General features: G+C 61.3%; 13 protein-coding genes. 8 read left to right on the plus strand and 5 right to left on the minus strand.

The window, feature by feature from the left end:
* Positions 1 to 105: 105 nt before the first annotated feature.
* The 5 genes from E8K79_RS00775 to lgt all read left to right on the plus strand — a co-directional run bounded on the left by E8K79_RS00775 (position 106) and on the right by lgt (position 4,647).
* Positions 106 to 1,947: a UbiD family decarboxylase gene (locus tag E8K79_RS00775; RefSeq protein ID WP_136513032.1), complete on the plus strand. Its 1,842-nt coding sequence runs from the start codon at positions 106 to 108 to the stop codon at positions 1,945 to 1,947.
* A gap of 160 nt (positions 1,948 to 2,107) precedes the next feature.
* Entirely contained in the window at positions 2,108 to 2,875 is a 768-nt protein-coding gene (locus E8K79_RS00780; protein ID WP_136513033.1) for a TlyA family RNA methyltransferase, read from the plus strand.
* A 27-nt stretch (positions 2,876 to 2,902) separates the two neighbouring features.
* Positions 2,903 to 3,247, plus strand: a complete 345-nt coding sequence (locus tag E8K79_RS00785) for a histidine triad nucleotide-binding protein (protein ID WP_136513034.1) — start codon at positions 2,903 to 2,905, stop codon at positions 3,245 to 3,247.
* Positions 3,248 to 3,295: 48 nt separating this feature from the next.
* Positions 3,296 to 3,793 (plus strand): DUF4124 domain-containing protein, encoded by a 498-nt coding sequence (locus E8K79_RS00790; protein ID WP_136513035.1) that lies wholly within the window; start codon positions 3,296 to 3,298, stop codon positions 3,791 to 3,793.
* An 80-nt stretch (positions 3,794 to 3,873) separates the two neighbouring features.
* Positions 3,874 to 4,647, plus strand: coding sequence for a prolipoprotein diacylglyceryl transferase (gene lgt, locus E8K79_RS00795; RefSeq protein ID WP_135870193.1), 774 nt, complete (start codon positions 3,874 to 3,876; stop codon positions 4,645 to 4,647).
* A 3-nt stretch (positions 4,648 to 4,650) separates the two neighbouring features.
* On the opposite strand, the gene E8K79_RS00800 is transcribed toward lgt, so the two are convergent.
* The 5 genes from E8K79_RS00800 to E8K79_RS00820 form a co-directional block, all read right to left on the minus strand.
* Positions 4,651 to 5,076, minus strand: a complete 426-nt coding sequence (locus E8K79_RS00800) for an ATP-binding protein (RefSeq protein WP_129125725.1) — start codon at positions 5,074 to 5,076, stop codon at positions 4,651 to 4,653.
* 32 nt (positions 5,077 to 5,108) lie between these two features.
* Positions 5,109 to 5,450, minus strand: a complete 342-nt coding sequence (locus tag E8K79_RS00805; protein ID WP_129125724.1) for an STAS domain-containing protein — start codon at positions 5,448 to 5,450, stop codon at positions 5,109 to 5,111.
* A gap of 92 nt (positions 5,451 to 5,542) precedes the next feature.
* Complete coding sequence (locus E8K79_RS00810; RefSeq protein WP_136513036.1) at positions 5,543 to 8,776, minus strand: SpoIIE family protein phosphatase; 3,234 nt, start codon at positions 8,774 to 8,776, stop codon at positions 5,543 to 5,545.
* The gene (locus E8K79_RS00815) at positions 8,776 to 9,024 is read right to left on the minus strand and encodes a hypothetical protein (RefSeq protein WP_136513037.1); all 249 of its coding nucleotides are present in this window, start codon (positions 9,022 to 9,024) and stop codon (positions 8,776 to 8,778) included. The genes E8K79_RS00810 and E8K79_RS00815 overlap by 1 nt, the downstream gene beginning before the upstream one ends.
* Positions 9,021 to 10,583: a bifunctional aminoglycoside phosphotransferase/ATP-binding protein gene (locus tag E8K79_RS00820; protein WP_136513038.1), complete on the minus strand. Its 1,563-nt coding sequence runs from the start codon at positions 10,581 to 10,583 to the stop codon at positions 9,021 to 9,023. The genes E8K79_RS00815 and E8K79_RS00820 overlap by 4 nt, the downstream gene beginning before the upstream one ends.
* A gap of 216 nt (positions 10,584 to 10,799) precedes the next feature.
* Here E8K79_RS00820 and E8K79_RS00825 point away from each other — a divergent pair, with 216 nt between their 5' ends.
* The 3 genes from E8K79_RS00825 to E8K79_RS00835 all read left to right on the plus strand — a co-directional run bounded on the left by E8K79_RS00825 (position 10,800) and on the right by E8K79_RS00835 (position 15,155).
* A complete protein-coding gene (locus tag E8K79_RS00825) occupies positions 10,800 to 12,518 on the plus strand; it encodes a tetratricopeptide repeat protein (protein WP_136513039.1) in 1,719 nt (572 codons plus the stop codon).
* Positions 12,515 to 14,107 carry a peptide-binding protein gene (locus E8K79_RS00830; RefSeq protein WP_136513040.1) on the plus strand — a complete coding sequence of 531 codons (1,593 nt, stop codon included), beginning with the start codon at positions 12,515 to 12,517 and terminating at the stop codon, positions 14,105 to 14,107. The genes E8K79_RS00825 and E8K79_RS00830 overlap by 4 nt, the downstream gene beginning before the upstream one ends.
* A 67-nt stretch (positions 14,108 to 14,174) precedes the next feature.
* Positions 14,175 to 15,155 (plus strand): ABC transporter permease, encoded by a 981-nt coding sequence (locus E8K79_RS00835; protein WP_135870187.1) that lies wholly within the window; start codon positions 14,175 to 14,177, stop codon positions 15,153 to 15,155.
* Positions 15,156 to 15,162 lie beyond the last annotated feature (7 nt).

Below are 15,162 nucleotides of genomic sequence, written 5' to 3' on the forward strand. Positions count from 1 at the left end.
GAGCCCTCTCTGCGTGCGGGCTCGGGGGTCTTTTGTGTTGACTTGGCTGCGGGGCTGCATTAATAGTAGTCCGTTGTTCAGGCTGGAATCGTCCGGAGGAATCGGTTGGGATATAAAGACCTTGCATCCTGCGTCGCTGACTTGGAGCGCACCGGCGCGCTGGTCAGGATTGACTGCGAACTTTCCGCGGAACTCGAGATCGGGTCGATCCAGCGCCGCGTCTACCAGGCAGGCGGCCCGGCGCTGCTTTTCACCAGGGTTAAGGGGAGCTCCTTCCCCATGCTCGGGAACCTTTTCGGGACCCTCGACCGCACGAGATACATCTTCAGGGACACCCTCAAAGCGGTGGAGCGCCTGGTGAAGCTCAAGGTGGACCCGCGCACGGCGCTGAAAGAACCGACCACCCTGCTCGGCGCGGTCCCCGCTGCTTGGCACCTCCTCCCGAAAACGGTGACGGACGGCCCGGTTCTTGCCAATCGCACCACGATCGCCGGCCTGCCGCAGTTGAAGTCCTGGCCCGACGACGGCGGCGCCTTCATCACGCTTCCCCAAGTCTATTCCGAGAGTGCGGCTCAACCCGGGTTGCGCCATTCGAACCTCGGCATGTATCGGGTGCAGCTCTCCGGCGGCGCCTACCGGGAGAACGAGGAGATCGGGCTGCACTACCAGATCCACCGCGGCATCGGCTTTCACCACTCCGAGGCCATCGAGCGGGGGGAGCCGTTCCGTGTCAACATCTTCGTCGGCGGCCCCCCGTCCATGACGGTCGCCGCGGTCATGCCGCTTCCCGAGGGGATGCCGGAACTCTCCTTCGCCGGGCTTTTAGCCGGGCACCGCATCGAGATGGTGCAGCGCGAGGGGGGGCTTCCCGTCCCGGCACAGGCGGATTTCTGTATCACCGGCATCGTCGACCCGAAAAGAACGCTCCCCGAGGGCCCCTTCGGCGACCATTTCGGCTATTACAGCCTCGCACACGATTTCCCGGTGGTGAAAGTCGAAGAGGTCTTCCACCGCGACGGCGCCATCTGGCCCTTCACCACGGTGGGGCGCCCGCCGCAGGAGGATACTTCGTTCGGCGCCTTCATTCATGAGCTCACCGGACCGCTCATCCCGACCGTCATCCCCGGGGTGAAGGCGGTGCACGCGGTGGACGCGGCGGGGGTGCATCCGCTTTTGTTCGCCGTAGGCAGTGAACGCTACGTCCCGTACGGCGAGCGGCGCACGCCGCAGGAGCTTCTGACCATCGCTAACGCGGTGCTTGGGCAGGGGCAACTCTCCCTGGCTAAGTACCTGATGATCGCCGCCCACGAGGACGCGCCGCGCCTGGACATCCACGACATCCCGGCGTTTTTGGGCCACGTTCTTGAGCGTTTCGACCCGCGCCGTGACCTGCACTTCCAGACCGCAACCACAATGGACACCCTGGATTACTCCGGCTCGGGGCTGAACAGCGGCTCCAAGGTGGTCATCGCCGCGATCGGGGAGAAGCGCCGCACCCTCGCTGCCGAGCTTCCCGCAGGACTCAGGCTCCCCGCCGGCTTCGTCGACCCCATGCTCTGCCTCCCGGGCGTCATCGCGCTGCGCGGACCCGCCTGCCAGACCAGGAAGGGGGAACCTGATGAGCGGATGGATGAGCTTTGCGAGACGCTAGCCGGCGTCGAGGGGCTGGAGGGCTTCCCGCTCATCGTGGTCTGCGACGACAGCCGTTTCACCGCGGCGGAGCTGAACAACTTCCTCTGGGTGACCTTCACCCGCAGTGATCCCGCCGCCGACATCTACGGCGTGGGTGCCTCCATGGTCTGCAAGCAGTGGGGGTGCACCGGACCCGTCGTGATCGATGCGCGCGTGAAACCGCACCACGCCCCGCCCCTGGTCGAGGATCCCGCGGTGGAGCGCAAGGTGGACGAACTGGCAGCACCCGGCGGCCCGCTGCACGGGCTTTATTAACGGCAAAAGGCCTTAACGCAAAGACGCCAAGGCGCGAAGACGCAAAGACGGAAAAAAGTAAATTACTGTTAAGGCTTATAACGTGGATTGTTTTTTGCGCCTTTGCGGCTCCGAGTCTTTGCGTTGAAGCTTTGTTTTTGTTTCTGATTTTGGAGTAACGGTGGCGAAGGAAAGACTGGACAAGCTGGTGTTCGAACGGGGGCTCGCCCCCTCGCGGGAGAGGGCCAAGGCGCTCATCATGGCCGGGCAGGTGGTGGTGAACGACCATCTGGCCGACAAGGCGGGGCTCATGGTCGCCCCCGAGGCGGAGATTCGCCTGAAGGGTGAGCCGCTGCCGTACGTAAGCCGCGGCGGCCTGAAGCTTGCCGAGGGGCTTGCCCGCTTCGGTATCGAAGTCGCCGGGCTTTGCGCCGTCGACGTCGGCGCCTCAACCGGCGGCTTCACCGATTGCCTGTTGCAGCGCGGCGCCCGGCGCGTCTTCGCCGTCGACGTGGGGTACGGCCAGCTCGCCTGGAAGCTGCGCGAAGACCCGCGGGTGGTGAACCTCGAGAAGACCAACATCCGTTACCTGGAGTCGCTCCCGGAAACCCCGGATCTTGCCGTCATCGACGCCTCGTTCATCTCTCTGGACAAGGTGCTTCCGCCGACGCTGCGCCTCATCAAGGAGGACGGCATCGTCGTCGCCCTCATCAAGCCGCAGTTCGAGGTGGGACGCGGGCAAGTAGGTAAGGGGGGCGTGGTGCGGGACGCGAAAAAGCACCAGGAGGTGGTCGATGGCATCACCGATCTCGCCCGTGGCCTGGGCCTTACCGTCCTCGGCGTCTGCGACTCCCCGATCCTCGGCCCCAAGGGGAACAAGGAGTTCCTGATCCATCTGAAAAAGGGCGACGCAGTTCCCGAACCCGGGGACGCGGACGCTTCGGAGTAGATTTCCATGCCGCAGGAGGTGTTTCACATGAATGACTGTCTTTTCTGCAAGATGGCGGACGGGCGCATCCCGGTCAAGAAGGTCTACGAGGACGACCTCCTCTTCGCCATTGAGGACATAAACCCGGTGGCCCCGGTGCACATGCTCCTCATCCCGAAGAAGCATCTGGTGAACGCACTGGAACTCGCCCCTGAGGACGACCAACTGATCGGTGCGGTGCACCGTATTGCCGCCTCCCTCGCCCGTGAACGCGGCTTCGACGAGGAGGGGTTCCGCCTGGTGAACAACACCAACGCCGGCGCCGGCCAGTCCGTATTTCACATTCATTTCCACCTTTTGGCCGGGCGCAAGCTCGGGTGGCCTCCGGGTTAGCTTCGGGGGGAACGGAACCTGAAACGGTACAGCCTAAGGAGAGAAAAGATGAAAAAACTGCTCGTGCTGTTGCTGCTGCTCTACCCGCTCACGGCCATCGCAGAGACCTACCAGTGGACCGACGAGAGGGGAACGGTGAACTTCGCCGAGGACCTCGGCAAGGTTCCGAAGAAGTACCGGAAAAAGGCCAAAAGGCTCGGCGGCGATGAGGAGTCGGTGAAGATCATCAACGAGGCCCCGGCGGAACCGGCCAAGGCGAAGAAGGACGAGCCGGAAGCCGGTAAGAAGCTCTACGGCGGGAAGGACGAGGCCGCCTGGCGCAGGGAGTTTGGACAGGCCGAGTTCAACCTTAAAAACGCGGAGTCTGACCTCGCAACGCTCAAGGGGAGGCTGCGCGACACCTCGACCATGAGTCGCTCCGAGTACCTCTCCATCCAGAACAGCATCAGGTACGCCGAGGACCGGGTCCAGGCGCAGCGCAAGAGACTCGAACAGCTTCAGGAGAGCGCCGACCGCCTGGGCGTCCCCGCCGAATACCGTAAATAACAAGACATCTCGCCAACCCCGGACCGGGCGCCGCCAAGTGCGGTTACCGGTCCGGCCGGCATCACCGCCTGGAGAAAAGCATGGTTTTTCCCAACATCGACCCGGTTTTCCTGCGCCTTGGGCCGCTGGAATTCCGCTGGTACGGTCTCATGTACATCTGCGGCTTCGTCAGCTCCTACTTCATCATCCTCTCCGGTGTGAAGCGTAAGGGGCTGCCGCTCAACAAGGACCAGGTCGCCGACATCATCTTCACCGTCGCCCTCGGGGTGATCCTTGGTGGCCGCATCGGCTACATACTCTTTTACAACCTCTCCTATTACCTGAGCCACCCGCTGAAACTGTTCGCGGTTTGGGAGGGGGGGATGTCCTTCCACGGTGGCCTGATCGGCGCCACCCTGGCGAGCCTTTACTACATCCGCAAGCACAAGCTCGCCTTCTATCCCCTTGCTGACATAGGCTTTCTGGCGGGCCCGGTGGGGCTTGGTTTTGGCAGGATCGGCAACTTCATCAACGGCGAGCTCTACGGCCGGGTTACCGACGTCCCCTGGGGGATCGTCTTCCCGAGCGGAGGACCGCTGCCGCGCCACCCTTCCCAGCTCTACGAGGCGTTTCTCGAGGGGCCGGTCATGTTCACGATTCTTTACCTGGTTTCGCGCAAAGTGAATAAGGACGGGGTCGTGGTGTGGTCCTTCATCGCGCTATACGGACTGTTCCGTTTCCTGGTGGAGTTCGTCAGGGAACCCGACGAGCAGATAGGTTTTCTCTTCGGAGGGCTGTCTATGGGGCAGATGCTTAGCTTGCCGATGTTCCTTCTGGGCGCGGCGATGGTGATCCGACGCTACCGCCGCGGATAGGGGTCAGGCGAGTTTCTTTTTCATCTCAAGCATGTTTTCCTTGCAGCTCTTTCTGTAAGCGACCGAGTCCATCAGGGTACGGATCAAGAAGATGCCGCGTCCCCGGTCCTCCAACTCCTCGAAGTTGGGGGCGGGGATGGCGTTGATGTCGAATCCTTGACCGTCGTCGTAAACCCTGATGGTGAGATCATCGCGGTGCAGGCTTATCACGATGCGAACGAGCTTTTCCGGCTCTTTGGGGCCGGCATGCTTTATGGCGTTCACCATCGCCTCGGTGAGGACCAGATTCAGGTGGTAGGCGAGCACCTCCTTATCCCCGCTGAAGCGCTCAAGCTCGCGGGCGATGTCCTCCCCGATCTTCCCGATAAGACTCAGGTACCTGGTCTTGTTGGGGACCTTTATGTCGACCTCGATCGTGTTCCCTTGCATCTAGAGCCTCGCTTCAGGACCATGGGCCCCGCCTAGGACTGAAAGTTCTCCACTGCCTCCACTGTGGATGGGAAAATCTCGAAGACCCGGTGCAATCGGGTCAATTCGAACATCGACTTGACCTGAGACTGCAGCGAGGAAAGCTTCAGGTTCCCCTGATGCGAAATGGCGTTCTTGAATCCGGACACCAGCGCGCCGAGACCGGAGCTGTCGATAAAACGGACATCCTTCAGGTCCACCAGCACGTTCTTCTTGCCGTCCTCAAAAAGCTTCTGCACCGCGCTCTTCAGCTCGGTGGAATTGTGCGCGTCCAGCCTTTCCTCCTTGACGTATATAATTACAACGTCGTTCCTCGTCTCGCTTGCTAGGTTCATGGCCTTCTCCTTGTTGTGAGGTCCGATACGGTATACACCCTGCTTTATTGTGCAATAAGTGCCGACATTTAGCAAGAGGCGCCCCCCTGTGGTCACGCCACCTTCATGACTACCATGGAAATGTCGTCCTGTAAAGGTTGGGGCCAGGCGTGGTTTCCCACCTCGGTCAGCACCCTCTCGATAACCACCTCTGGCTCCTCTTTAAGCAGCCCGGAGAGGAGCCGGCAAAGCCGGTCCACCCCGAAGAAATCCCCCGCATCGTTCTCCGCCTCGATGATGCCGTCTGTGTAAATGAAGAGGAGGTCCCCCGGTTCCAGCGGGGTACGTCGCTCCTCGAAAACGACATTTTTTTCGACACCCAGGATGAGTCCCTCGGCGTCCAACTCCTGCCAGGTCCCGCCGCGGAACAGGATGGGGCGGGTGTGACCCGCGTTGGCGAAGGTGAGGGCGCGTTCCGTGCCGTCGTACCTTGCGCAGAACATGGTGATGAAGAGTTCGGCGCCGGTCAGGTCCTCGTACAAAAGCTCGTTCAAAAGCTTCAAAAGGTCCTTCGGGGACCTCGACTCCTGCATCTGGGCGCGCAGTACGCTCCTTGTCTCGACCATGATGAGGGCGGCCCCGACGCTGTGGCCTGAGACGTCCCCCATGACCACGTCCATGACCCCGGTGCTGCGGTGGAAGAAGTCGTAGTAGTCGCCACCAACGTGTGCTGCGGGCACGCAGCGGCTGGCGATGCGCAGCCCGGGGAGTGACGGCGGGTTTTCCGGCAGGAGCGAGAGCTGGATCTGCTTGGCAAGCTCGAGGTCGCGGGTTACCCGTGCGTTCTCCAGAAGTGCAGCCTCCTTCTGGCGCCGCTCGCGCTCCTTCGCCTCCCGCTCCTCGACGATACGCACCGCCTGGGCGAGCTGCCCTGCAAGGCTCTCAAGAAGCTCGACGAACTGCTCGGTGAAAAGACCGATGATGGAGCGGGAGAATACCGAAAGAACTCCAACCGGAGGGGCCCCCTCGCTCGCGATCGGGATATGGGCGAAGGACTTGATCCCTTCCTTCTGGAAGATCTCCTTGGCGATCGGTTTGGTGATGAAGGCGGTGTCGTTGAAGAATTCGGTCCGGCGCCCGAGAAATGCCTCGCCGACGTGGGTGTCTATCTCGAGGATACGATCCTCCGCGGTGATTCTTTCCCCGCCGACGCCCCGGTAGGAGCGGACCTTCAATACCGATTCCTCGTTTAAAAGCCGTATCACGGCAAGATCAAGCTTGAATTCACGCAAAAGAAGCTCGAGAAGATCCCCCATGATGATGTCGAGTTCGAGCGAGCGGTTCATGATCTCGGACGCACGCAGCCTGACGAAAAGGGCCTCTCGGCTTTGGTCGCGTGAGGTGCGCACCGTGGAAAAAATGTCGAACACAGGCTCCATCTTGGAGCCGATGTCGCTTAGATAACTCTCGACGACTGCGCCGGCGGCGGCCCCCCCTAGCGAGCCGGCGAGGGTCTTTTCCACGAAGCGCTTCAGGTTCGGGAGCTCGAACTCGGAGACCCCCCCCTTGCCGTCGATCTCGCGTTCCCCCAGATAGTCCGCGATCGCGGCGTGGGCCTGCTGTTCGCCGATGAACTTGGACATGAGGGTAACGAATTGCACGATGGTGACCGGCTTCGAGAGGCGCTTGGTCTCCCACTGCGGCGTCCCCTCCTGCGAGAAGACACGCACGAAGCGGTTCATCTGTTCGCTCTCTTTCTCCCCCTGGCCAAGAAGGATGGAGAGGGAGAGGTAGGCTGCGATGTTCATGAACATGCTCCAGAAGAGCGTGTGGGTGAACTCGTCCAGTCCGGTCAGCCCGAAGAGTGCCTGGGGGCGTAAAAACTCGATCCCGAACGGGCCGTAGAGTAAAAGGTCGGTCTGCCACCCCCCCGCCTGCAGCACTGAGGGGAGGAGCAGAGTGTAGGACCAGACCGCGAAGCCGAGCAAAAGCCCTGTGATGGCGCCCGCCTTGTTGCCGCGCGGCCAGTAGAGACCGCCGATCAGGGCGGGGGCGAACTGGACCGCTGCGGAGAAGGAGATCAGCCCCATGTTGGCGAGCATGTAGCTCTCGCCCACCGCACTTTGGTACAGGTACCCGAGCAGGATGACGAGCACAATGCCGAAGCGCTTCAGGTTGATGAGCAGGAGGGGGAACCAGGACTGCGGCCGGAAGCGGATCACGACCGGCATCAGCACATGGTTCAAAAGCATGGTGGAGACGGCGATGGATTCGACCATCACCATCCCTGCCGATGCCGAGAACCCGCCCAAGAAGGCGACCAGGGCGAGCCACGGTGACTCAAGCCGCATCGGCAGTGTGAGCACGAAGTAGTCGGCACCGCTGTTGCTCCCTGTCATCAGGATTCCGGCGAGTGCGATGGGCATGACAAACAGGTTCATGAGGAACATGTAGGCGGGGAAGCGCCAGGATGCGCTGTTCAGGTGCGCCTCATGCGCGTTTTCCAGCACCATGACCTGGAACTGGCGCGGCAGGAGCATGACCGCGCTCATCGAGAGCGCGAGAATGCTGAACATCGAGGCGTAGGAGTTCTCCCCCGTCGCGTCGAGCGTGACGAGGCGCGCCAGCGTGTGCGGCTCCTTCTGGAACATGCGCCAGAAGATGTCCCCCATGCCGTCGAAGGCGAAGTAGGTGATGAAGGCGCCGACGACCAGCATGGCGACGAGCTTGACGACCGATTCCAGCGCAATGGCCGCCACGAGGCCGTCGTGGCGCTCGGTGGAGGTCAGGTGTCTCGCCCCGAACAGCACGCTGAACACCGCCAGCAGCAGCGCCGTGAAAAGCCCGGGGTGCGGGGAGGGGATGTAGGCCCGTTCCATGAAGCCTAGGTGGAAGTCGTGGTAGCCGGTGATGATGGTGAAGGAAGTGGAGACCGCCTTCAACTGCAGGGCGATGTAGGGCATCACTCCCATGAGCGTGATCACCGTGATGATGGCACCAAGCCACTGCGAAGAACCGTAGCGGGAGCTGATGAAGTCGGCGATGGAGGTGATGTTGTTTTCTTTGGAGATCCGCACCATCTTCTTCAGCAGAAACCACCAGGTAAAGGCGGTCAGGGTGGGGCCCAGGTAGACGGGTAGGAAATCGATCCCGGTGGTGGCGGCCTTCCCGACGCTGCCGTAGAAGGTCCAGGATGTGGCGTAGACCGCGATGGAGAGGGAGTAGACCCAGGCGTTGGCCGTGATGCTGCGCCCGGCCTTCTGTCGTAGATCGGCGTAGTAGGCGACCAGGAAGAGGAGGGCTATGTAGAGCAGGGCAGTGCCCCAGACCCAGTTAACCTCAAGCATCAAAGGTGCCCCTTGGTATCGGCTTCGCGGCGCGCGGCGCGGCTGAAAAGGTAGACGATGAAGATGGAGAAACTCCATCCAACCAGCAGGTACAGGTAGAGAAGCGGTATCCCGAAGGGGAGATACTCCTTGTTGAAGATGCTGATGAACGGGTAGTTCATCATGACCAGCCCGAGCACAAAGCAGATGACCCAGGTGTCCTTCAATTTGAGCCGGTGTATTACCAGTTCCTTCATGGTCTTTTTCATGACAGTATCCCCGCTGCCTCGATCACCAGGTCGACTCCTTGGTGAACGGGAAGGGCGCTGTCGACAACGATCGCCTCGCCCGGCTGCGGCGCCTCGAACTCCGCCTGCAGCTGGCGGTAATGTTCCCAACGCGCGTCCGATACCTCTGCTGCGTCGCTGTTTCGGGCCTCCAGGCGCCGGTGCGCGAGCTCTTCGGAACAGCGCGTCTCGACGATCAGAAACGGCACGCCTAGCCTCATGGCGAGCTCGCAGAAGCGCTCCCGGTCCGCACTGCGCCGGAAGGTGGCATCCACCACCATCCCTTCACACCGGGAAAGCGAGCGCTCCGCCTCTGTCAGGAGGGCGTTGTAGGTGGCCTGGTCCATGTCGCTGTTGTAAATCCCGGCGCGGTAGGACTGGATAGGCGCCACTCCCACGATGGCACCGCCGGCCAGTTCCTTGCGTACTACGTCGGAACGCTTTAGGGCGAGCCCCAACTCACGGCTGAGCGCGCGGGCGAGCGTGCTCTTGCCGCTTCCGATCATCCCGCAGGTGAGGACGAGCATGGGTTGCATTCTCGCTCTAAAGGTGTAGCCGCGCGCTAGCCTGAAGTAGCGGATCGCCACGTCCTTGACCGCGGCACGCTCCGTTTGGGTGAGGGACGCGTGCTCTAGGCGCAGGCTGGTCACCTTGCCCCGCACGAAGGCGCGCTGCGCCTTGTAAAAGTCGAGCAGCGGCGCCATCGCCATGTCTCCGCTAGCCGCCTGGTAGGCGTTAAGAAGCTCGCTGGCCAGGTCCTTTCGATCGGCGTATTCCAGGTCCATGAGCAGGAAGGCGAGGTCGGCGGCCGTGTCGATGTACCGGAACTTCTCGTTGAATTCTATGCAGTCGAAGATGCAAACCGGGTCGGTGAGGCAGATGTTGCCGGAGTGCAGGTCGCCGTCGCAATCCCTGATGAAGCCCCCACTCACCCGCTCCCGAAAGAGTGCGTCGTTTCCCTGGAGAAAGGAGGCCACCCACTGCCGGATCTCCGTCATCTGGGCGGCTGAGATGGTGGCATCTACGAAGTGGGCCGCCTGTCGGAAATTCTGCTCCCAATTCTCGCGTATAACGTCGGTTTCTCCGCAGGCGTCGATCACCGGACCGCGTTCAGCCTCCTCGTGGAAACGCGCTACCACCTGTGCGATGCGCGTCATGTCGCCGGCGTCGACGTTTCCTTCGGCAAGGAGCCTGTCGAGCATGCGTTCCTGCGGCAGGCGCCGCATCTTCACCGCGTAGTCGAGCAACGGACCGGTACCGCCGAAACAGGGGCCGTCCGTGGTGTCGCGCAGTTCGACAACGCCCAGGTAGACCTCGGGACAAAGACGGCGGTTCAGGCGCACTTCCTCGTTGCAGTAGAAGCGGCGCCGGTCGAGAGTGGTGAAGTCGAGAAAGCCGTAATTTACCGCCTTTTTCACCTTGTAGACGAAGTTATCGGTGAGGAATATGAAGGAGACGTGCGTCTCTACCAGGCGCACTTCCGTCGTCGGGTCCGGGTAGGCCTTAGCTTCAAATAGCGATTTTATAACGCTTCGGATCATCGTTTTACCTGTAAGATGATGATTTCATTTGAGAATAGTACCATACCGCATTTGAGGCGCAACCGCCTAAAATGCAGCTAAATGTTGTTTGACGCTGCTACCTATTTATGCTAGCTTTCATGGTAATTAACCGCGCCACCCACGGATACTGTATCCAGAGAGGGTGCCGCGTTTTTTAGGTTTTTGCCCCAAATCTACCGAAGCCACAGGTACCCCATGACCAAGAAGTGTCTGCCACTCCTTTTTCTACCCCTGTTGATCAACGCCTGCGCCACCGAGCAAGCTTCGGTTTCGAAGCCGCTTGCCGATCTAGGCGTCATCACCGCGCCGACTCCGCCCCCCGGTGGCGGGAAGACCATGTACCTGTTCGCTCTAGCGAGGTTGCGGGCGGCCGAAGGTGACCTGGACGCCGCGCAGGTCTTGCTGCGGGAGGGGATAGCGGCCGACCCGAACTCCGCATTCCTGCATCACACCTCGGCCCAGATCTACCTACAGCAAAACCGTCCTGAAGAAGCGCTTGCTGAGTGCCAGGCGGCCATCGGCATCGACCCCTCGTCCGTGCCGGCACAGCTTCTTTGCGGCAACATCCTGATGACGCTGCAGCGCGAAAAAGAGGCGGTCCAGCACTACAAGAAGGTGATCGAGCTCGACCCTTCCAAGGAAGACGTCTACCTGCACGTCGCCATCTACTACCTGAAGAGCTTCGAGTACGAGCAGGCGGTGGACACGCTGAAGTCGCTGGTGAAGGCTTCGCCCGACTCGGCGCTCGGGTACTACTACCTGGCGAAGACCTACGAGCAGATGCGTCTGCCGAAGGAGGCGCTCTCCTATTACAAGAAGGCCATCGAGATAAAGCCGGACTTCGAGCAGGCCCTGATCGAGATGGGCATCTCCCAAGAGACCCAGGGGCTCATCCCGGACGCGATCGATAGTTACAAAGACCTTCTTGAGATCAACCCGAACAACGCAAACGTGATCCAGCACCTCGTGCAGCTTTACATCCAGCAGAAGCGCCTCGACGAGGCCCTCGCCCTGTTGCAGCAAAAAGGCGGGCGCTCGCTGGAGAATTCGCGCAAGATCGGGCTTTTGCTGCTTGAGCTTGAGCGCTACGACGAGGCCATCAAGGTCTTCCAGGATATCCTCAAGGCCGAGCCGGACGCGCAGCAGGTCCGTTTCTATCTCGCCAGCGCCTTCGAGGAGAAAGAGGACGTAGATCAGGCCATCGAGCAGTTCCAGATGATCCCGCGGGACTCCGCCTATTACCTGGATTCCCTTGGGCACCTGGCCTACCTGTACAAGGAGAAGGGGCACCCGGAAAAGGGGGTAACCCTGCTCCTGGAGGAGATTGCCAAGCAGCCTTCCCGCATCGAAGCGTACCTGCACCTGGCCGGCTTTTACGAGTCAATGGAGCAGTACCAGCTCGGCATCAATACCCTGAAGTCGATGGACGTGAAACTCCAGGCGGACCCGCGCGTCCTGTTCCGGCTGGGGATCATGTACGACAAGCTGGGACAGAAGGAACTCTCCGTCGACATGATGAAGAAGGTCATCGCGGCGACCCCGAACGACGCGCAGGCACTCAATTACCTTGGGTACACCTATGCGGAGATGGGGGTGAACTTGGACGAGGCGCTCACCTACCTTAAAAAGGCGGTCGAGCTGAAGCCTGACGACGGGTTCATTCTGGACAGCCTCGGGTGGACCTACTTCAAGCTCAAGCGCTACAACGATGCGGTTACCCAGCTCGAGCGTGCGGTCGAGCTTTCCGACGGTGACGCCATCGTCATGGGGCACCTGGCCGACGCTTACTGCGCCGTCCGCGCCTACAAGAAGGCACTGCCGCTCTACAAAAAGCTGCAGAAGATGGAGCCGGAGCAAAGCGCCGAGCTCGCCGAGAAGATCAAACACTGCCGACAGGAAGCCGGCGAGAAATGATCCCGCTGCGTCGTCTTCTCCTCCTCGTCCTTCTGACGCTGACCGCCTGCAGCCAGGGTGCGCCTGCGGACCGGGCCGGGAGCCGTGGACCAGGCGCCAATGGTTCCTCCTTCGTCACCGGGAGTATCGGGGAGCCTTCAACCCTCATCCCGACCCTCGCTACTGACACCTCGTCGAGCGACATCGCCGGGCTCGTCTACAACGGCCTGGTCCGCTACGACAAGAACTTGAAGCTCGAGGGGGACTTGGCTGAGTCCTGGGAGGTCTCCCCGGACGGCCTGCAGATCACCTTCCACCTGCGCCGCGGCGTGAAATGGCATGACGGCAAGGATTTTACTTCGCGCGACGTGCTCTACACCTACCGCGTCACCGTCGACCCCAAGACCCCGACCGCCTACGCCGAGGATTTCAAGCAGGTGCAGAGCGCGCAGGCCCCGGACGCCTACACCTTCAAGGTACGCTACGCGAAGCCTTTCGCACCTGCGCTCGCCTCCTGGGGGATGAACATCCTCCCCGCCCATCTGCTTGAGGGCAGGGACATCACCAAGAGTCCGCTCGCCCGGAGCCCGATCGGCACCGGCCCGTACATCTTCAAGGAGTGGATCCCCGGGCAGCGCCTTATCCTCGAAGCGAATCCGAACTACTGGGAGGGGAAGCCGCGCCTTTCCCGCTACGTCTATCGCATCATCCCCGACAGTTCCACCATGTACATGGAGCTGAAGGCTGGCGGGGTCGACATGATGGGGCTCTCCCCGGTGCAGTACCAGCGCCAGACCAATACCAAGGAGTTCCTGGCGCGCTTCAACAAGTACCGCTATCCGGCCTCCGCCTACACCTACCTCGGTTACAACCTGCGCCTTCCCATGTTCCAGGACGCGAGGGTGCGCCGGGCGATTACCTGTGCCATCAACAAGGAAGAGATCATCCAGGGGGTGCTACTCGGGATGGGGCAGATCGCCCATGGCCCCTACAAGCCAGGGACCTGGGCCTACAAGGCGAAGGTGGAAAACGACCCCGGCTACGACCCGGCACGCGCCCAGGCGCTATTGCGTGAGGCGGGCTACGTCATGGGGGCGGACGGCATCCTCACGAAGGACGGCAAGCCGCTCAGCTTCACCATCCTAACCAACCAGGGGAACGACCAGCGTCTTAAGGCGGCCCAGATCATCCAGATGCGGCTGAAGCGCGTCGGCATCGACGTGAAGATCCGCGTGGTGGAATGGGCGTCGTTTCTCACCAACTTCATCGACAAGGGGAAGTTCGAGGCGGTGCTCCTCGGGTGGACCATCTCCCAGGACCCGGACCTGTTCGACGTCTGGCACTCCTCGAAGACCGGCCCTAAGGAACTCAACTTCATCAACTACAAAAACCCCGAGCTGGACCGGCTCATCGTGGAGGGGAGGGGGACCTTCGATATGGAGAAGCGGCGCGACTGCTACTACCGCATCCAGGAGATCCTCGCGAAGGACCAGCCCTACACCTTCCTGTACGTCCCTGACGCCCTGCCGGTGGTCTCCTCCAGGATAAAGGGGATCGAACCGGCACCAGCGGGGATCATGCATAACTTCATCAAGTGGTACGTCGAATAGCAATTGACGATTGACAGTTGACGATTGACAGCGAAGCTCTGGTACATCTCCACTACTTCAGAGAACTATGGCCAACTACCTGATAAAACGCATACTCATGCTGATTCCGCTGCTCCTTGGGATCACGCTGATCACCTTTACGGTGATCCATCTCGCACCGGGCGAACCGGTAGAGATGCAGACGGCGATGAGCCCGAAGGTCTCGGCTCAGTCGCGGGCACGGCTGCGCGAGTTCTACGGACTGGACAAGCCGCTGCACGTGCAGTACGGCAAGTGGCTCGGGAACCTCTCCCGGCTCGACTTCGGCCGCTCCTTCGCGCCGGACAACCGACCGGTACTCGACAAGATAAAGGAAAGGATCCCGATCACCATCTCGCTCAACGTGATCGCGCTGATCCTCGAATTCGGTCTGGCACTTCCCATCGGCATCCTGGCGGCAGTGCACCGCGACACGCTGCTCGACCGCGCCATATCGGTCTTTGTCTTCGTAGGATTTGCCGTGCCGACCTTCTGGCTGGCGCTTCTTTGCATGTACTTCTTCGGGGTGAAGCTCTCCTGGCTGCCGATCTCGGGCATACACTCGCTTGGCAGCGAACAGCTCCCCTTTTTCGGGCGCGTTCTCGATCTCGGGAAACACCTGGTGCTTCCCATCGCCATCGCCACCTTCGGTAGCCTTGCCGGGCTGTCGCGCTACATGCGCTCCACCATGATCGAGGTGCTTTCACAGGACTACATCACCACCGCCCGCGCCAAGGGGGTGAAGGAGCGGGTGGTCATCTACCGGCACGCCCTGAAGAACGCGCTGCTCCCGGTGATCACCCTGCTAGGCTTTTCGCTCCCCGCCCTGATCGGCGGCAGCGTCATCTTCGAGACCATTTTTTCCATCCCCGGGATGGGGCAGCTCTTCTACCAAGGCGTCATGGCGCGCGACTATCCGCTCGTCATGGGGATCCTGGTCATCGGCGCCTGCCTCACCCTGATCGGAAACCTCCTGGCCGACCTGAGCTACGCCCTCGCCGATCCCAGGATCAGGCACGGAAAGGGGTAGGGGATGC

It is taken from the genome of Geomonas edaphica (genome assembly GCF_004917075.1).
Classification (GTDB): Bacteria; Desulfobacterota; Desulfuromonadia; order Geobacterales; family Geobacteraceae; genus Geomonas; species Geomonas edaphica.

Coding starts and splice junctions, on each gene's coding strand:
- E8K79_RS00830 (WP_136513040.1), top strand. CDS start 12,515: ATGATCCCGCTGCGTCGTCTTCTCCTCCTCGTCCTTCTGACGCTGACC.
- lgt (WP_135870193.1), top strand. CDS start 3,874: ATGGTTTTTCCCAACATCGACCCGGTTTTCCTGCGCCTTGGGCCGCTG.
- E8K79_RS00790 (WP_136513035.1), top strand. CDS start 3,296: ATGAAAAAACTGCTCGTGCTGTTGCTGCTGCTCTACCCGCTCACGGCC.
- E8K79_RS00800 (WP_129125725.1), bottom strand. CDS start 5,076: ATGCAAGGGAACACGATCGAGGTCGACATAAAGGTCCCCAACAAGACC.
- E8K79_RS00785 (WP_136513034.1), top strand. CDS start 2,903: ATGAATGACTGTCTTTTCTGCAAGATGGCGGACGGGCGCATCCCGGTC.
- E8K79_RS00835 (WP_135870187.1), top strand. CDS start 14,175: ATGGCCAACTACCTGATAAAACGCATACTCATGCTGATTCCGCTGCTC.
- E8K79_RS00820 (WP_136513038.1), bottom strand. CDS start 10,583: ATGATCCGAAGCGTTATAAAATCGCTATTTGAAGCTAAGGCCTACCCG.
- E8K79_RS00825 (WP_136513039.1), top strand. CDS start 10,800: ATGACCAAGAAGTGTCTGCCACTCCTTTTTCTACCCCTGTTGATCAAC.
- E8K79_RS00810 (WP_136513036.1), bottom strand. CDS start 8,776: ATGCTTGAGGTTAACTGGGTCTGGGGCACTGCCCTGCTCTACATAGCC.
- E8K79_RS00815 (WP_136513037.1), bottom strand. CDS start 9,024: ATGAAAAAGACCATGAAGGAACTGGTAATACACCGGCTCAAATTGAAG.
- E8K79_RS00805 (WP_129125724.1), bottom strand. CDS start 5,450: ATGAACCTAGCAAGCGAGACGAGGAACGACGTTGTAATTATATACGTC.